At 31.6% G+C, this 19324-nt stretch carries 16 protein-coding genes; 10 read left to right on the top strand and 6 right to left on the bottom strand.

The window, feature by feature from the left end; genetic code table 11:
* Position 1 precedes the first annotated feature (1 nt).
* From bsdE14_RS17390 to bsdE14_RS17405, 4 genes are all read left to right on the top strand, one after another.
* Positions 2-1699: an alpha-amylase family protein gene (locus bsdE14_RS17390; protein WP_264851270.1), complete on the top strand. Its 1698-nt coding sequence runs from the start codon at positions 2-4 to the stop codon at positions 1697-1699.
* 379 nt (positions 1700-2078) lie between these two features.
* On the top strand, positions 2079-3014 hold the full coding sequence (locus tag bsdE14_RS17395; RefSeq protein WP_264851271.1) for an MBL fold metallo-hydrolase: 936 nt from the start codon (positions 2079-2081) through the stop codon (positions 3012-3014).
* 342 nt (positions 3015-3356) lie between these two features.
* Entirely contained in the window at positions 3357-5636 is a 2280-nt protein-coding gene (gene helD / locus bsdE14_RS17400) for an RNA polymerase recycling motor HelD (RefSeq protein WP_264851272.1), read from the top strand.
* An 81-nt stretch (positions 5637-5717) separates the two neighbouring features.
* Complete coding sequence (locus bsdE14_RS17405; RefSeq protein ID WP_264851273.1) at positions 5718-6698, top strand: aromatic acid exporter family protein; 981 nt, start codon at positions 5718-5720, stop codon at positions 6696-6698.
* 102 nt (positions 6699-6800) lie between these two features.
* On the opposite strand, the gene bsdE14_RS17410 is transcribed toward bsdE14_RS17405, so the two are convergent.
* From bsdE14_RS17410 to bsdE14_RS17420, 3 genes are all read right to left on the bottom strand, one after another.
* Entirely contained in the window at positions 6801-6932 is a 132-nt protein-coding gene (locus bsdE14_RS17410; protein WP_264851274.1) for a hypothetical protein, read from the bottom strand.
* Between the two features lie 160 nt (positions 6933-7092).
* Positions 7093-9012 carry a glycosyltransferase gene (locus tag bsdE14_RS17415; protein ID WP_264851275.1) on the bottom strand — a complete coding sequence of 640 codons (1920 nt, stop codon included), beginning with the start codon at positions 9010-9012 and terminating at the stop codon, positions 7093-7095.
* A 4-nt stretch (positions 9013-9016) separates the two neighbouring features.
* Positions 9017-10378, bottom strand: coding sequence for a glycosyltransferase family 2 protein (locus bsdE14_RS17420; protein ID WP_264851276.1), 1362 nt, complete (start codon positions 10376-10378; stop codon positions 9017-9019).
* A gap of 214 nt (positions 10379-10592) precedes the next feature.
* Between bsdE14_RS17420 and bsdE14_RS17425 the strand changes: the two genes are divergently transcribed.
* From bsdE14_RS17425 to bsdE14_RS17435, 3 genes are read left to right on the top strand one after another with little or no spacing between them, the layout of a single operon-like run.
* Positions 10593-11606, top strand: coding sequence for an SDR family NAD(P)-dependent oxidoreductase (locus bsdE14_RS17425; RefSeq protein WP_264851277.1), 1014 nt, complete (start codon positions 10593-10595; stop codon positions 11604-11606).
* Positions 11607-11657: 51 nt separating this feature from the next.
* A complete protein-coding gene (locus bsdE14_RS17430; RefSeq protein ID WP_264851278.1) occupies positions 11658-12611 on the top strand; it encodes a dTDP-glucose 4,6-dehydratase in 954 nt (317 codons plus the stop codon).
* Positions 12612-14012: a metallophosphoesterase family protein gene (locus tag bsdE14_RS17435; RefSeq protein WP_264851279.1), complete on the top strand. Its 1401-nt coding sequence runs from the start codon at positions 12612-12614 to the stop codon at positions 14010-14012. It begins immediately after the preceding gene.
* A gap of 53 nt (positions 14013-14065) precedes the next feature.
* Here the strand turns inward: bsdE14_RS17435 and bsdE14_RS17440 are convergent, their stop codons facing one another.
* Together bsdE14_RS17440 and bsdE14_RS17445 are read right to left on the bottom strand one after the other, a co-directional pair.
* Positions 14066-14746: a PIG-L deacetylase family protein gene (locus tag bsdE14_RS17440; RefSeq protein ID WP_264851280.1), complete on the bottom strand. Its 681-nt coding sequence runs from the start codon at positions 14744-14746 to the stop codon at positions 14066-14068.
* Positions 14747-14817: 71 nt separating this feature from the next.
* Positions 14818-15552: a WbqC family protein gene (locus bsdE14_RS17445; RefSeq protein ID WP_264851281.1), complete on the bottom strand. Its 735-nt coding sequence runs from the start codon at positions 15550-15552 to the stop codon at positions 14818-14820.
* Between the two features lie 127 nt (positions 15553-15679).
* On the opposite strand from bsdE14_RS17445, the gene bsdE14_RS17450 reads away from it, so the two are divergent.
* From bsdE14_RS17450 to bsdE14_RS17460, 3 genes are read left to right on the top strand one after another with little or no spacing between them, the layout of a single operon-like run.
* Positions 15680-16651, top strand: coding sequence for an ATP-grasp domain-containing protein (locus tag bsdE14_RS17450; RefSeq protein WP_264851282.1), 972 nt, complete (start codon positions 15680-15682; stop codon positions 16649-16651).
* A gap of 60 nt (positions 16652-16711) precedes the next feature.
* Positions 16712-17089: a hypothetical protein gene (locus bsdE14_RS17455; RefSeq protein ID WP_264851283.1), complete on the top strand. Its 378-nt coding sequence runs from the start codon at positions 16712-16714 to the stop codon at positions 17087-17089.
* A gap of 35 nt (positions 17090-17124) precedes the next feature.
* Positions 17125-18018 (top strand): glycosyltransferase, encoded by an 894-nt coding sequence (locus tag bsdE14_RS17460; RefSeq protein WP_264851284.1) that lies wholly within the window; start codon positions 17125-17127, stop codon positions 18016-18018.
* A 266-nt stretch (positions 18019-18284) separates the two neighbouring features.
* Here the strand turns inward: bsdE14_RS17460 and bsdE14_RS17465 are convergent, their stop codons facing one another.
* Positions 18285-19271 (bottom strand): GNAT family N-acetyltransferase, encoded by a 987-nt coding sequence (locus bsdE14_RS17465; RefSeq protein ID WP_264851285.1) that lies wholly within the window; start codon positions 19269-19271, stop codon positions 18285-18287.
* Positions 19272-19324: the final 53 nt, after the last annotated feature.

Here is a 19324-nt window from a genome sequence, read left to right on the forward strand (position 1 = left end):
TATGTCCACAAGTACTTTAAATACATCAGAAAATAAGACTGTTAAGGCAGGCCCTATGCTTAATGCATATCCTGATAGTATTGGAGGAACTTTAAAAGATATTGCTCAATTTATAAAAAGTCCAAAGCTTAAAGATGTCTTTCAGTCCTTTTATATTCTACCTAGTCTTTTTAATACTGATTTAGATAGAGGGTTTTCCGTTATTAACTATGAACTAAATGAAATGCTTGCTTCTTCAAAGGATTTAGAGGATTTAAAAGAATGTGGTATTGCATTTAAATTTGATTTTATATTAAACCATGCGTCTGTGCTTTCAAAGCAATTTCAGGATATTATAAAAAACGGTGAGGCTTCTAAATATAAAGACTTTTTTATTAACTGGAACAAGTTTTGGAAAGGTCATGGAGAGATGACAGCTGATGGATATATACAGCCTGACGCAGAACTAATAAAAGATATGTTTTTTAGAAAACCGGGACTTCCTATTCTTATGGTGCGTATGCCTGATGGAAAGGAAGTTCCTTACTGGAATACATTTTACCAAGAAGTTAAATATGAAAAAATTGATGCACAAGCTATTATGGAAGCTATAAATATCCAGTATGGAGCTGCAGATGCTATAGCAAGGCTAGTAAATGACTCTCTTGATGCTAAAAAAAGGCCTAAGGAAATAGACTTTAGCGGATTTGAAAGATACAAAGATAGTGTTGTAGAATTACTTGAATCTAGACGAAAATATTTAGGACAGATGGACTTAAATATCAAGTCACCACTAGTATGGGAGTTCTATGAGGATACCTTGAAAAAACTTGCAGAGTATGGCGCAGAAATAGTGAGATTGGATGCATTTGCATATGCACCTAAGGAGCCAGGAGAGAAGAATTTTTTAAATGAGCCAGGAACATGGAATTTGCTCGAAGGTGTTAGGGCACTGGCAGATAAATATGGTCTAGTGCTTCTTCCTGAGATTCATTCAAAATACGAAGAGAAAATTCATGAAAAAATAGCTGAAAAGGGATATATGACTTATGACTTTTTTTTGCCTGGACTAATTATTGATGCATTTGAGAGAAATACAAACGAGACTTTACTAGCATGGATAGACGACATTCAGAAAAAAGGAATTAAAACAGTAAATATGTTAGGATGCCACGATGGTATACCATTACTTGATTTGAAGGGATTATTGCCTGATGAGCAAATAGAGACTCTTATAAAAACTGTGGTTGAAAGAGGCGGCTATGTGAAGGATCTTCATGGTCAGAAAAACATGTATTATCAGGTTAATGCCACTTATTTCAGTGCATTAGGTGAAGATGAACAAAAACTACTTCTAGCTCGTGCTATTCAGATGTTTATGCCTGGAAAGCCACAGATATGGTATCTTGATCTTTTTGCTGGCAAAAATAATCATGAGGCAGTTGAAAGAGCTGGTTCTGGCGGACACAAAGAGATTAACCGTACGAACCTTACACTAGAGCAAATTGAAGAAGGCTTAGGGAAAATGGTTGTTCAGGAACAGCTTGAACTTCTTAGATTCAGAAATACTTGTCCTGCATTCGGATTTGATGCAAAGTTAACAATATTGCCATCTGAAACCCATATTTTAAAATTACAATGGGAAAATAATGGCTGCAGAGCAACATTGGAAGCTAATTTAAAGGAGTACAAATATAAGATTAATTCCTATAATTGCTAAGAATCCAATTCGATTCATCAAAAAAAGAAAAGGTTGTTGGAGTATATCCAACTATGGTCCAGAAAAGGGATTATATACAATTTAAGAAGTTCTAGGAATAGTTTTTAGAAAAATATTAAAGTTAAAAGGCTGATTTTAGATTAATTGAAATCTAGAATCAGCCTTTTATTTATGTGAATTATTATATTGTTTTGAAGCATTATAGAAAGTGCTTTCGGTATGCCCTTATCATATTATTTTTATATGATGTGGTAAAAAGTGAGAAAAGGATAATTGCATTGATGATGCAAATGTTATTATATACAGTTATGTATAAATTTTACATTATGGGATATAAGTTTTATAATTAGCCCATGATATTAAACAAGGAGGGCATTATATGAGAAGTTATGGAAAAGGGGTTTATATAACGCTGTTAATATTTATTTTATGCGTATTTACTGCTGGCTGCAGGGAAAAACAAGATGTTAAAGATCAAGCGGCAAAGGCTTCTGTAAACGAAGAAAAAGTACAAGCTACTGCAGAAGAAGTGGTAGTACAGCCAAATGAAAAAGGAACAGCTATTATTAAGAATCTAAAAAAAGAGGATGGATTAACTAGAATTAATGACAATATAGTTGTTAATACAGATCCAACCGTTGTAAAAGTTAATTCTACTTTAGTTTATTCAGGCAAGGAAGCAGTGCTGATTGATACTGGAGCTGATACTAATGAAGCAAAGAGAATGAAGGACTTTATACAAAAAAATTCTTTAAAGCTTACTAATATTATTTTTACACATTATCATTTCGATCACGTTAGTCTTCAGCCTGAGTTTGCTGCTAAGGATACTAAATTAATAAGAGGAGAAAATATTACAGATGGTCAGGAAATAAAAGTAGGGGATAAAACACTAAGATTAATTAAAACACCTGGACATGATGAAGATCATGATATTAGTGTGGAAATAGTTGATTATAATATACTTGTAGCAGGTGATATAGTTTTAAATTGTGAAATTCCTATTTTTAATTCTGCTCAGCTTATTCCTAAACTAAAGTCTTCTCTTGAGATTATAAAAAAGAAAGAATATGATGCAATCATTCCTGGTCACGGAGAATTAATAGAACCTCGTAAAGCCGTACAAAGGAATTTGGATTATATTAATAACTTGGAAAGATATATTGATAAAATTATTGATAAAGGTAAAAGTGAAGATGAGGTTTCTAAAATTTCATTGGAACAGTGCTTAAAGAATTCTAATGAATTAGATCCTTGCTCAGTACAGAGTCATGGCGGAAATGTTTGGAAGATGTATGAATTAAAGAAAAAATAAATAAAATGGAGCATAACTGTTATGCTCCATTAATTTTACTCAAAAAAACAAATAAACTATAAAAACCTGAGTTTTTGAGCACAACCCAAGCACTTTATAGTTACCTTAAACTTTATATTAATATCTTATAATAAAAACTATAGATTGTCAAGAAAAAGTGAGAAAATTTATAAAAAATGAAGTAAATATCAATTTTATATTTAAGTGGATATAGGGACACTTTAATTTCTCTTATAGCATGTTTTGTTTTTTGTATACTTTACTATAAAATATACTAGCTGGCAAAAATAGTTAGCATATTATTGAATAGTAAATTTATACGAAAAGAAGAGGAGGGATACAATGTCCATATTAAATCATCCTGATTATAGTGAGGAGCTTCAAAGGCTTAATTATACTCTTGATTATCTTAGAGGCTATAATGAAAATGTAGAAAAGGAAAAATCAAGAGTAGATAAAGATGTAGACTATGGTATGAAGCATTATAATTCAGATAATGCAGAGCAATTTAATGAGCTGGTAATAAACAAGGTACTAAAAGAATCTCTAAACCAAAAGCTAAAGGATATAGATAAGAGTCTAATAAAGCCTTACTTTGCAAGAGTGGATTTCTTGGAACAGGGAACTAGTAACATTCAAAAGCTGTATATAGGAAAAATGTCATTACTTAGAAACAAGGATCAAGAAACTATTATAATAGATTGGCGTGCACCTATAGCAACTCTTTATTATGAAGGAAGACTTGGAGAGGCAAGCTTTGAAAGTTTAGAGGGCAAAATATGTGGTGATATAAGGCTTAAAAGACAATATGGTATAGAACAGGCGGAACTAAAGGAGATATATGATATAGATATAACCACTAATGATGATTTTCTTCAAGCAGCCCTTGGTTCTAGTAAAGACAATAGACTAAAGGACATTGTATCCACAATTCAGGCGGAACAAAACAAGGTAATAAGGGCAGATATGTGGAAGCCTCTAATTGTTCAGGGAGCTGCAGGAGGGGGGAAAACCACAATAGCTCTTCATAGAATTGCATATCTTTTATATAATTACGGAAAAAACTTAAAACCAAAGAATTTTATGATAATAGCTCCAAATACTTTTTTCTTAAGTTACATCTCTGAAGTGCTTCCTGACCTAGGAGTAGAAAACGTACTCCAGACTACCTTTGAAGATTTTGCTATAAATATAATAGGGAAAAAGTATAAGATTATGAGTCCAAATGATAAATTAGCATCTTTCATTAGCAGTAGGGATAAAAGTTATTATAGCAACCTTATTAAAAGAATTTCCACATTTAAGTCTTCTTTAGAATTTAAAGCAGTTATAGATAGATACCTTGAAAAGGTTCAAGAAATGTTCATACCAGAGGAAGATTTTAAATTAGACACCTATGTGCTGTTGACTTATGAAGAGATAAAAGCTCTTTTTATGAGTGAATATTGCAGCCTGCCAATGACACAGAGAATTTTAGAAATAAAAAAGACATTAGTAAATAAAGTGAAATATAAAAAGGCTCCTATTCTCGAAGAAGTTGAGAAAAAATATGATAGAAAAATTGATGAAGTGAGAGAAAAAATGGATGATTGCCCAGAGAGGAGAAAGGCAATCATTGAACTAACAGAAAAGAGAGATGCCCATCTTAAAAAAATAAGAGAAGATTCAAAAACAATAGTTAAAGAATATATATCAAAATGCACCACTATGACTCCAATGGAGCACTATAAAAGTTTATTTAGTGATGATGGATTATTCTGTGACCTTGCAAAGGGAATTATTGATGAAGAATTATTAAGGCAAGTAGCAACGGAAACACTTGCAATTCTTGAAAATAATATTGTTGAAGTGGAAGACTTAGCGCCACTTATGTATATAAAGCACTCTATATATGGACTAGATGAAAAAATTGAGGTAAGACATGTTGTTATTGATGAAGCTCAAGACTATAGCTTGTTTCAACTATTCATTTTAAAAAGGATTATTGGAGGAAATTCTTTTTCTATACTTGGTGACCTGTGCCAGGGAATATACTCCTATAGAGGAATAAATAACTGGAAGGAAGCAGCTGAGAATATTTTTGGAGAAGACAATTACGACTTTCTTACACTAGAGCAAAGCTACAGGACTACAATTGAGATTATGAACGCTGCAAACTCTGTTATTAAGTTCTTAAATAATGCTGCATTTCAAGAAGCAAAGCCGGTTATTAGGCATGGAGATGAGGTTAAAGTTACTATAAGGAATGATATGAAGGAAATGTGTGAAAGTATAGCGGAAAATATTACAAGAATTAATAAAGAAGGTTTCAAATCAGCGGCAATAATTTGCAAAACTTTAGAGGAATGTAAGAAAATTAAGGAGCATTTAAAAAGACTGGGATTTGATATTCACATAATTACTGGGAAAGAAAAGGAGTATTCAGGTGGAGTAGTATTAATACCGTCTTATTTAGTAAAAGGTTTAGAATTTGATGTGGTTGTTGTAGCGAATGCTAATAAAGAGCAATATACTACTAAAGAATTAGATGTGAAGCTTTTATATATTGCAATGACGAGACCCCTTCATAGACTCTATATATATTCAATAGGTGAAAAGGCAGAAATGCTCAATAGCATATAGAATTGATTAGCTTGTTATGATACAATTTATTTTAAAATATTAGTTAAGTAGCAATAAAGAATGCAAGCTAAGAGGTGGTATATGAACTTTATAGGTTATAGAACATTAAAAACAGGAATAGGCGCGGCTGCAGCAATGACCATAGCAATGGCTTTAGGTTTAAAATATGCAGCTGCAGCAGGGATTATAACTATACTTAGTTTACAGAGTACTAAAAAACAATCTGTAAATTTTGCTATTCAGAGAATGGGAGCATGTGTGCTTGCTTTATTTTTATCATCAGTTCTATTTAGTTTATTGGGCTACAATACTTTAACCTTTGGACTTTTTTTATTAGTGTTTATTCCATTAACTACTAGACTAAGATTGAATGAAGGAATAGTAGTAAATTCGGTACTAGTTACACATTTGCTTACAGAAAAAAATATTACTGAGGCACTTATTATAAATGAACTAGGACTAATGATAATAGGTGTGGGAATAGCTCTTTTACTAAACCTTTATATACCTAGTATTGAAAATAAGATTAAAGAAGACCAAGAATATATAGAAAATACAATAAAGGACATATTATCTCATATGTCAGTGGCTTTAAAAGCATGTGCAATTTCCATTAAGGAAGAAGAACTATTCACAAATCTAGAGGAAAGATTAAAGCTTGGAAGGAAAAGAGCTTACAGCAATTTGAATAATGCACTTTTTTCAGACAACAGCTATTATGCAAAGTATATGGACATGCGCCTTCAGCAGCTTAGTTGTTTAAAAAATATGCGAAGACATTTTGAAAGATTCTCAATAGGCTATACGCAAAATATGATGATAGCTGACTTTACTGCTAGGCTTTCAGAATCCATTCATCAGTATAATACTGCAGAAGGACTTTTGAAAAGTTTACAGCAGCTTAGGGATAGCTTTAGAGAGATGGAACTTCCAAAGACTAGAGAGGAATTTGAAAATAGGGCAATGCTGTATCAATTTTTAAATGACTTAGAACAATTTTTACTTATAAAAAATGAGTTTAAAAGAAATATTCATGAGAGTATTGCTGTAGATTTATATTAATATCATATACAAAAAGGCTGCCATTTGGCAGCTTTTATCTTATACACATCACGAGAGTAATTTCAAAAGGTTAATATGAACATGTTACTAAAAAGTAATATTTTAGGTTCTTGGATCAGGATTTTTATGAGAAGCAGTGGTTTGAAGAGTGTTCATACCCATGCTGTTTCCTTTATTATTGCTTGCTGGCTTATTTTGTTTTTGGTTTTTTGCTTTATTTTCGTTTTTAGTCATATGTAATCTCCTTTTCAATAAAATTTAGTAGCACATTTATTTTTTACAGATTACATTTAAGTATGTATGATATTTTTCAGTAAATTAAAAAATATATAATTAAAACAGAGATTTAAGCTCTGTTCTAATTATATATATTAACTTGAGAAAATATAAAACATTATATATTTAAAGCATTTTTATAAGCCTGCACAATTTCCTTAGTGGTTTTACTGATGCTAAACTTCTTTTCGCACCATGACTTGCCCCATTCTCCAATTACTCTGCGCCTTTCTATTTCAGACATTAGAAAAGTTATATCATCAGCTAATTTTGAAACATTAGGTTTTTCAAGTGCTGCATGGTCACCAAAATACATCTCCCATTGAATAGCTTTAGTCTTTTCTGTAATTATTCCAGTATAGCCCTGGTTTCCAATAGCTATTACAGGTTTTTTACATATCATTGCTTCTAATGCAACTCTACCAGTGCCTATTACAACTGAGCTTTTTAGATAATAAGGTATTACATTGGCTTTTGCACCTACTAAATGAACTACTTTATCTTTAGCCATGTCATTTATAATTTGAGCTTCTTTTTCAATGCTTTCTCTTCCGTTTCCGTCGCCAATAATAAGGGCATGAAGGTTTGGAAATTTATCTAATAGCTTTGAAAAACTGAATAAAAACACCCTTGCAGCATCAGTTTTATTCCAGTCTAATCTGCTGCAGTAGCATAAAATCTTTCCACTCTGTGGAATACCTAGTTCTTTTCGTATATCTCTATTAATGTCTGAGCCTTTTATAATATCGCTGCTTATGCCGTTAGGGATTACTACAATTTTACTTTTTATCCTGTTTCCTAGCTTTCTATCAAGCATATTCTTCACAGGTATACTCACTGCAATTACAGTAGATGCTTTTATGCAGGTAGAAAATAAAATATCGTTAGGATAGAAAAGTCCATGAATAGTGACTACATAAGGAAGCTGATAGTTTCTATAGAGCTCGCTGGCCAGCTGCATACTTGCAAATAAGTGGCAGTGTATAATGTTGATATTTTCTTTATCTACAATACCCTTCAGCTGCTTAATCATGCCATTTTTTTTCTTGTTAGATATATAATCGCCATCAAAAGGGAATTTAATGATTTTAATTCCGTAGGAGCTAAATATAGCCTCCATAGGTCCTCCTGAGGTTGCTACTACTACATATACCCCCATTTCTATTAGCTGTTTTGTTATGTTAAGTACATGAGTTTCTGTTCCTCCAATGTTTAAAGCATCCACAAGCATTAATACTCTTATTGGACTTTTTTCATTTATTATTAACTTATTCTTTGTTGAAGAACTTAAGTCGCCATAAAATTCTCTGTATTTAAGCTGATTTTTTACTGATGTATTTTTAAGTAATCTTGAGGTATCTTGTTCATAATCTTTTCTGTTAATTATGTGGTAAGCAGTTGGATGCCTTCTGTAATGATAAAGTATATTATCTATTTTTTCTACAGGACATAGCTCTATAAGTTTTAATAATACAGTTGTTTGGTCATCAAAGCTGAGATTTTTATTTTCAATGTAGATTTCATCATAAGCTGATTTTCGAATCATAAGAGTTGGAAAGAGGATTGGAATAAAGCCACCTAAAATGGCTTTTTCTATCTGGTCATAATGTACATAGCTGTTTTGAATTCTTTCAATAAATATACAGTCAGAACGAAAAATCGGCTCTAGGGTAAAGCACGAAATAAGGCAGGATACCATAGCTGCTTTGGGTTTGTTTTCAAGGTAGGAAACTTGAAGCTCCAGTCTTTTAGAAGCGCTAATATCATCTCCGTCATGTCTTAGTATATAATCCCCTTTAGCCAGCTTATACCCTTCAGAAAAAGCAGATGAAAGACCTTTGTGAATTTTCATATTTATTAACTTAATACGAGAATCCTTAAAATTAGTAATTTTATCAAAAGTTTTATCTTCAGAACCATCATTTATAATGATTAATTCCCAATTAGTATATGTCTGCTGCAATATGCTTCTTATACTTTCATCTACATAGGCATCACAGTTATAAACTGGCATAATTATACTAACTAATGGATCCATAAGCTCAACTCCCTTGTTCAAAGTATAGAACGTCTTTAAGATTTTGTACCCTATATCCATTGTTTAGCAGCCTATATATAAATTCAAAGTCTGATGCTCCTTGTATAGAGTTATTAAGACCTGCTGTTTTATGAATAACTTCATATCTAACCATTAAAGTATGAACATTTACACAGGGCATATACTCGGCAATATAGGAATACTCAATATTTTCATCGTACTTTACTAATATATCCTCAGGAAAATAATTAGTTCCTACTGCACTATACATAAAGTAGTTTTTTAGAAAGGTTACTTGATTTTCTATACGCTTAGCATGGCTTTTTCCATGTGCATTATGAAATGCTATAAATTCACCTCTTGATAAATAACAGCCAATGTTGTAGGTCCAGGGAGAGCAGGATTCAGAAGGTAGCTTGAAATATATAAGCTCAATTTGTGTTTTGGATCTTGTTTTTTTCTTGTATTTCTCATACCAGCTTTTAATAAATTCTTCTGCGTTATCTGTAGAAGCATCATCTACTATAATAAGCTCAATGTTAGGGTAGGTCTGAGCTGCTATACTTTCTAAGGCATCTGAAACTGTATTTGAGCAATTCTTTACAGGAAGTACAATGCTCACTAAGTTATCAATTATCTTTCTCTTTTTTAGTACAGGGATTTCTCCTTTACTTCTTATTTGAGAACTCATTTGGCCTTTATGCTTTCTAACATAAAATAAATCTTCCTTTATGTTTTCTATTATAAAGTCATGATTTACCACATTATTTACAAAAAACATGTCATTTCCAACGGGAATAGCCTTAAAGCAGCCGATGATTTCTTCTAAAACCGATGCTCGAAACATTAATGTACCATATGCAACACAATGCCTTAAATATTTTTTATAATTATTTTCTATGGAGTCTGGATTAAAGCTTAGCCAGTTGCTGCCTGACTTAGCCTTGGAAATATCATCATTAAAAGTTTTAAATCCTGTTCCAACCATGGAAGTACAAGGATGACTTTCCAGAAGTTTAACTTGCTTAGCTATTTTTTCTGGGTGACTAATATCATCTGAATCATGAATTACAATATATTCTCCACAGGATATATGAAAGCCAATGTTATAGGCCCAGCCTGCACCACAGTTTCTTGGGAGCTTTATATATTTAAAATTTTGTATTTTGTTTTTATTGTTTTCATGCCACTTATTTATAACTGTTTCAGTATTATCTTCCGAAGCATCATCCATAACAATGAGCTCTATATCAGAATATGTCTGATTTTTTATTGCTTCTAGAGCTTCAATAATATACTCACCATAGTTATAGGTAGCAATTACTATGCTTACAAGACCAGGTTTTCTATTATACAGTAAAGTCATTCTAAATTTCTCCTTTCTTTTGGAATATAGGCAAGCATTAATTGGTAGCAGTACATAATATGATTTCACGATCAACTTAAAATACACTTATATTGACAATATATGGCTAAGCAAAGGGAATGTGTATTTATGCTTAATATTTTCTTTAAAAGTCACTTATCACAGGTAATTTTCATATAGTATTTATTATTAACAAATGAGAGAGGAGAAGGTTATGTGGGTTGATAATAAAAATATATTAATTACAGGTGGAACAGGAACAATAGGAAAAGCATTGTTAGAAAAATTATTAATGTACAATGTAAAGCATGTTTATATATTCAGCAGAGACGAACAAAAGCAGGATACAGAACTTCATACTTTAGGACAAAATCCTAAAGTAAGTTTTATTATTGGGGATATAAGAAATTTTGACAGTATAAATTCGGGGCTTAAGAATATTGACGTGGTTTTTCATACAGCTGCTATGAAAATTGTACGAATATGTGAACAAAATCCTTTTGAAGCTTTTGAGACTAACGTTATTGGAACTGAAAATATTATAAAGGCTGCAGCAGTTAATGGAGTTGAAAAAGTTATATTTACTAGCAGTGATAAGGCAGCTAATCCTACAACTGCAATGGGGATAGGAAAACTATACGCAGAAAGGCTTATGACTTATGCCAATTTTATTAAGGGATGTAATACAATTTATACAACTGTACGCTTTGGAAATGTATTAGGTTCAAGAGGCTGCGTGCTGGATTTATTTAGAAATCAAATTGAGAACCTTGATTATGTTACTGTTACGCATTCAGATATGACAAGATTTATATGTACAATTGAGCAGTCAGTGGAACTTATGATAAAAAGCGGAGAAGTAGGAAAATGTGGAGAAATCTTCATTAAAAAAATGCCTAGTATTCGTATTATGGACCTAGCAGAAGTTTTAATAGAATATTTAGCTCCTGTATATGGTAAAGATCCAAAGTCCATAAGTATAAGAATAACTGAAAAACAGCCTTCAGAAAAATTATATGAAGAACTTATAACAGTGCATGAAGCTGAAAGAACTATAGAGTTTAATGATTATTATTGCATATTGCCAACCCTTCAAAGTGAAAGGGTAAATATGAACAATATTTATAATGGAAAATTGGTTAAAAGAGAAATTTCATCTAACGCTAGTACCCATCTTACAAAAACAGAATTGCTTAATTTTCTCTTAAAAAATAAACTTTTGTTTTAGAAAACGCGTTTATTATGTTTAATTCACATTATAAATGCAAGGAGGGAGTTTATGAACATTCTAGTTACTGGTGGAGCTGGCTTTATTGGAAGATGGATAGTGAAACGACTTGCAGAGGACAATCACTTTGTTTGGATATTAGATGATCTTTCAAATAGCTCTACTAAAAATATAGAAGCGCTACTTCTTAAATATCCTTCTATATCCTTTGTGAAGGGTGATATAACAAACAGCGCAGATTTAGAAAATATTTTTAAAAATAAATTTGATATATGCTACCATTTGGCAGCCTTTATAAATGTACAAGAAAGTATTGATAAGCCAAAGGTTACTTTTGAAAATGATGTGATGGGAACCTTTAATGTATTAGAGCATTGTAAATTAAACAATACAAAGATGGTATATATGAGTACATGCATGGTTTATGATGCAGCGGGTGAAATAGGTGGTATTTCAGAAGGTCATTCCACATGTCCAGCATCACCTTATGCAGCTTCAAAATTAGCAGGGGAACAGTTAGCATTATCTTATTACTATGCTTATGGACTACCTGTAACGGTGCTTAGGCCCTTCAATACTTATGGGCCATATCAAAAACGGGACAGTGAAGGCGGCGTTATTTCAATCTTTATTAATAATAAGCTTAAAAGAGAGCCTCTTTCTATATATGGTAGTGGAAGGCAGACAAGAGACTTTTTATATGTAAAAGATTGTGCAGATTTTGTTGTAGAAGCAGGTTATAGTGTAAAGACAAATGGTAAAGTAATAAATGCCGGGACAGGTTTTGATATATCGATAAGCGAATTAGCTAAGTTAATTGCTGGTGGAGAAGATAATATAAAATATGTGCCTCATATTCATCCTCAAAGTGAAATTAAGAAGCTTCTTTGCGATGATTCCTATGCTTATGAACTTATAGGATGGAAACCTAAGGTAACCTTAGTTGAAGGAATTTTAAAAACAGAAGAATTTTTAAAAAATCAATTTCTATTGGAGGGGGTATAAATGGAAAAGTCCTTTCGCATAGTTGTTATGGGTGATTCCAGCAGCTCAGTTGCCGAAATTAATTCAGATATACTCCGTAAGCTTTTGTCTAATATTAAGAAGCTGTCACCACAGCCTAAATATATATTTTTTGTAGGAGATATGGTTTACGGTGGCAGTAAGGTAAATGAGCAGTTAGAAAAGTGGAAAAAGCTTGTGGAAGAGTATTATCCTATTAATACGTTTTGTACTGCATTAGGCAACCACGATGACAGTGAATCAGCTTTTAGCAATGCATTCTCACACCTTCCCAGTGAACAGCTGGAAGGCCACAAGAGAACAGTTTACTATATAGACTATAAAAACACTCGTTTTATTGTATTAAATTCAAATCGCACAGATTCAAAAGGTAATTATATTATTGGCGAAGATCAGCGAAAATGGCTTAAGAAGGTTTTAAAGAGCAGCCAGTTAAAATATAATTTTATAATGTTTCATGTCCCAGCATTCCCTACAGGACATCATTATAAAGAGAGTTTAGATGCAAATGAAGAGGAACGAAATAAATTGTGGAAAATTATTGATAGCTATAATGTGACAGGGGTATTTGTTGGACATGAACACAGTTATAGTCGCCGTATGATAGATAGTAATTTGGAAAGTGGAGGCAGTTTAGAACTAAAAAATCATATCTATCATATTATAACCGGTGGGGCTGGTACTTCATTGAGTTCATCTAATAAGGACATAAGAAATGTTGAAGTAGGGCCAATAGCAGTATTCAACTATGCTGTTGTTGATATTAATGATAATCATGTTACACTTAAAGCTTATGATATTGAAAATAAGCTTATAGATTCCTGTACAATGTCACCATATTCTAGTGATAGCACTGCAAAATTATCAAAGGACATTCTAATACCCTATAATGCTAAATGGAGGTACTTGGATGATGGTTCTAATCAAGGGGAGCAATGGAGGAAAAGATCCTTTAATGACACTGCTTGGAAAAAAGGACCTGCAGAACTTGGATATGGAGACGGTGGAGAGGCAACTGTAGTAAGCTATGGCAATAATGTTCATAAAAAGTATATTACAACTTATTTTAGAAAGAGCTTTACTATAAATAATGCATATCATTATAAAAAATTAACTATTAATATTCAAAGGGATGATGGTGCTGTAGTATATCTAAATGGCAAAGAGGTATATAGAACCAATATGCCATCAGGAACTATTGGTTATAAAACCTTAGCATCAAAGGCTATAAATGGTGCTGATGAGGTGACTTATGAAAAGATAATTATTGATGCTGAATATCTCAGAGATGGTATCAATGTAATAGCAGTAGAGATTCATCAAGCTAATGAAGCTAGTTCAGATATTAGTTTTAATTTCCAGCTTATTGGTCATAAAAGATAACATTTTAATATAAAACAATGTAAAACCATAGGAAGCCTATGGTTTTACTATTACTAAACTACTTTTCTTATAAGTTCAAAAGCTTCTGCAAAATTGCAGCCGACTACAGTTCCCCATCTCCTGGCACTTGTCTCTATACCTTCCGTGGAACGGGGATGTGGGTATTTTCTTAGCTCAGAGTTATAACATTTCATTGCTGAAAGCTTATCAGCTAGCGTATTTTCAATATTAACAAAATAATTGGGTACAAATTTGTCACCACCTACAAAATTCCATTCACTGGCAGATAAGGTTTCAAAGCAGTATAGTTCCTTTACAGGGCAATCAATCATGGGTCTTGTAGAAGTTTGAACTGCCTTAAAAACTATTTGATGATCAATATTTAAATCTCCATAGTGATGTGTAAATATAATGGATGGTTCTATAAGTGAAATGTATTTTTCAATGGTCTTTACTATAGAAAGTAAATCCACATTGTCAAAGCTGTTATCCTTAAAATTGCAAAAAAGTGTTTCTTTATATCCTATAATTTTACTAGCTGCAATACTATCCTCAAGTCTAGTTTTTATATTTTCTTCTACCTGCTTTGACTGACTATCATATCTAGAAGTAGTTCCGTCGGATAGTATCAATGCATAGCATTCATTTCCTTCTTTAATTAATCGCTTTATAGTGCCGCCACAGCCTAATATTTCATCGTCAGGATGGGCAGCAACTACTAATATTTTATTCATAATACATTTCTCCTTTCACAGGAAACACTGGGTAACTTGTTCATGTGGATTCCAATCCGCAAGTTACTGCCTTAGAGCAATTTGTTATTTAAAAGGTTTTCTAATGTTTTTTTATCAAGGTTATCTTTCATGATAATCTCTAAAGCTTTTTCAGGACCTAGGTTAAACAATAAATCCACTATAGACATATAGGGCATAAATTCACCCCACTGCTGTTTATAGACTGGATGCTGATAATCTTGAAAATATATTTGAATTCCATTGCTTTTAAAGGTTTGCTCCTGAGCATAGTTCCTTCCAAGAGCACCAAAGACAAATTTATCAGCATTAAGCTTTTTACAAATTTCAATTATCAGGTCCTGCTTTTTTTCTTTTGTATGAAGATGACTTTGCTTAATGACTTTAGTTTCAACATGGAGCTCTTTTAAAAAAAACTCCATTGTGTAAATTAAAAAATCTGTAAGATTAGTCCATTTTCTCTTATAAGCTGCTTCAAAAAAATCTGAATATAAATGGAAAAAAGGAGTTTTTTTATAGTTTCTATATAAGCCATTCCAATGCTTTAAATTCCAATTTTCAGAGTTATTTATCTCCATTTCTAAAATGCTTTTAGTTCTGTATCCAGACATGGATACGGGCACAGTAAGCCACTGGTAGCCTTCTGGGGTTTTTATCTTATTTCTGTTAATGAAACTGCTTTTCTCAAATTGGACTTCATCAAGTATTACATAAGTGTCGCTCAGTATAATTTTGTGAAAAAAGCCTAGCCAGGGTAAATAGGCAGGCTGATGCGCTGTTAGAATCAAAGAAATCCCTCCTGTTCTGAGGCAATTTATAACAATAGTTTATGCACATTATGTTTATGAAGTTACATATATTGTAGTATTAAGCAATTGAGATTTAGATATTTATATTATGAAAGGAGAGGTTGGTTTGCTACAATATAAAGTTTTGGTTACATCCATTGGTGGCGATTTAGGAAAGGCAGTATGTAAGTCATTAAAGTACTCAGCTTATAATATAAAAATCTTGGGTACAGACTGCTTAAACTATGTGCCATACCCTATATTTTGTGACGAGTTTTTAATCATTCCTAAGGCTGAAAACAGTGGTTATATAGATTTTATAAGTAATTTAATTTTGCAAAACTCAATTGATATAGTTTATGTATGTAGTGAACAAGAACTTTTATATATTTGTGATAACTTTCATATGCTCTCTAAGGAAATAAGAACTCGTATTGCTATACCTCCCATAGAGGTAATTAATATGTGTAGAGATAAGTATAAAACTATGGAATTTTTAAAAGATAATGAATTTCCTTATCCTAAATCCATATTGTATGACAAATTGATTAAAGAGGAGGAGCTGCTAAAGAATTTTAATTATCCGTTTATTGTTAAAAAAACAGTTGATTGTGGTTCAAAGCATCTTCATGTAATTAGAGATATAAATGAATTTAGGAATATAGCAGATTTAGATTGTACTTATATGCTGCAGGAATATATACCTGGTATTGAATATACAAATGCAGTATACAAAGATGCTTTTACTGATGAAATATATGTTATTACCCTTGAAAGAACCTTGAAGGATGGAATGAGCGATGAGGTAAAAGTTGTTTCTAATAAGGAAATAAAAGAGTTGTGCATTGAAGTTGCAAAAAAAATAAAACTTTCGGGCTCTATAAATATACAGCTTAGAAAACAGGACGATGGAGCACCCATTATTTTTGAAATCAACCCTCGATATTCAAGTACAGCTTTTATGAGGGCAAAGTTTGGGTTTAATGATGTTATTTTTGCCTTTGAAAATATTGTATTAAAAAAAGCTATTTCAAAGCCACAAATAAAAAGAGGGGAGGCTTATAGATATATTACTGAGTATTATAAGTTTTACTTGTAACACAAAGAATTGAAACATCATAAATTGATAAGGAAAGCAATATTAAAGGAAGAATATTTAGTGGATTACCAAATAAATAGATTTGTTATTAATGTTCCTGTGGAAAATGAAAAAACGGGTACAGACCAACTTGAAATGGATTTTTTTCTTCAGCCTGAACATAGAAAAGTAATACTAGGAACTGTACGATTTCCAGATGGAACACCTGCACCTTGTGCAGTAATAAAATTTTTTAGATTAAAACGTCCTTCTTTGAATGCTGAAACTACTTCTGAACTAGAACCAATAGGTCATGCTATTGCAGATGACTGTGGACAATTCCTTTTAGGTCCTGTATATCCTGGTGATAAAATTATACTAAAGATTTTTTATATAAATGGTACTAACATAGATTTAGATAATGATCCTATAAAATGTACACGAGAGCCTGAAATATAAAAAAACAAGAAATTATGAACTGAAGGAATAAGACTATGAAGGATATGGTAGATAGTAAAACTTGTATTATTATCCCTTGTAAAAATGAAGGCATATATATGAAGCAAACTTTAGATTTTATGTATCAAACAGAGGCTAGAGAATTAGCAAAGATAATAGTTATAGATGATAATTCAAACGATGGTTGCTGCAATTTCATAAAGAGTCAGCCAAATAGGTATCTAAATGTAAAGTTAGTACGAACTCAGGGTATAGGTGCTGCTAGAGCAAGAAATTTGGGAGCAAGTCTAGCAATTAACGCAGAGGTTTTAGTGTTTTGTGATGCTCATATTACTATGAAAAATAATTGGCTTAAGGTATTGCTTAATTCACTAAATAACGAGGAGGTTAGTTTAGTTTGTCCTGGTATTAGTGATTTCAATCCCAATAGCCCAATAGGTTATGGCCAAACCTTTGATGATAAATTTCAGGTTTACTGGATGAAAAGGCCTAAAGATATGGTTGAAATTCCTTTGGCACCTGGAGGATGTATGGCTATCAAAAGAGATGTTTTTGATTCTGTTGGAGGCTTCGATAATGGATTTAGAAGTTGGGGATATGAAGACGTGGAGTTATCAATTAAGCTGTGGCTCTTTGGTTATAAAATTTATGTAAATCCTTTCGCTCGAGTTGGGCATAAATTTAGAAAAGTACAGCCATATGAGGTAGATTCCACAGAATATCATTACAATAGACTTCGAATGGTATACAGTCACTTCAATCAAAGTAGAGTTGATAAACTTGTAATTATGATGAAGGATTATCCCAATTATAATGAAATAATGAATAAAATAATTAATAGTGACACCTTTAAGCAGCGTGAGGATTATTTTAAAAACCGTATATATGATGATTGCTGGTTTTTTAATAAATTTAATATACCTTTTTAATAATGCTATGGAGGTTAATGGATTTAGTGCCATTTAATGCGCAACTCGCTGGCGGAAACCAGCACGGATAAGTTGCACTGTTTTCCGAGTGTAAGGAGGGAATATTATAGAGGTTGTAATTGAAAAAATATATAAATTTAATCGCACGGACAAATCGGAATATGAATCTAATGAAGTGACTATAACTGAAAATGATGATAGTGTAATAGAATTAGAAGTTATTATAGAAAAAGGCACTTATCCTTTAAGATAAGTGCCACCTTTTTTTATTTGTATAAAGTATGTGTGGTTTCTAAATAGCTAAACTTATATCCGATCCATTCACTAATATTAATAGCAGGTTTATTTTCGGGATGATGACTTACAAGGACTTGTTCAAAATCAACATTTTCAAATAATCTTTTATACATAGACGCATATAGCCATTTCCCTAAATTTCTTCCTCTATAACCTCTTTTAACTCCAATCATAAATTGGTAAGGAAAACGAGGGTCAGTATTATTAACAGAAACATTGGATTTTGCTACCATTTCATTTCTAGGATTGAATATCATATAGCAATAATGGCTAATATTTCTTAGAATAAAAGAGTTATTAATTTGTCTTTGCTTTTCAGGGGTTATAATATATTGTTCATAGCCATTTTCCTTTACATCAGTCATATCTTTCATAGTTTCCGTAAACAATTCACAATATTGTTCTATATACTCTTCAGAAATAGAATCAGTGAATTTAATAGAAAGATCTTTATTTATTACTTCATATTCTTTTATGTATTTATTAAGTAAATTTATATCTATATCTGCTTTTTTCAAAGTGTAATAATTACATCTTAAATTTACCTTGTTAACATATTTTTTAATTAATTCATCTAATTCATTATTATAGGAGACTACTGCAATCTCCCCATACTTATCTAATTTATTTTGAATTAATTGATTTATTGGATTTAGTATAGATTCATCAATTATTGAACCACATAAGGATATGGTTAATTTATATCGATCTTTTCCGTTCCAATCAGAAGATTTAGTGAAGGTTATTATTCCTAATATTATAGAACTATTTTCAACTATAAAAAGTTCATTATCATTTTCAATAAAGGATGCTAAAAATAAATCTTTATACCTATTAATGGTGTTTAAATTATCTAAATGACCATATTTATTAACTATTTTTTTATTGGTTAAAAACAAATTTTCTAATTCATTTGTTTTTAAAATAATAGGATTTACTTTACATATTTTTATCATTAATGTTTACCCCCAACATTTTTACCGATTTATACCTTATTATAACATTTATT

This window comes from Clostridium omnivorum (assembly GCF_026012015.1).
Taxonomy (GTDB): Bacteria; Bacillota; Clostridia; order Clostridiales; family Clostridiaceae; genus Clostridium_AX; species Clostridium_AX omnivorum.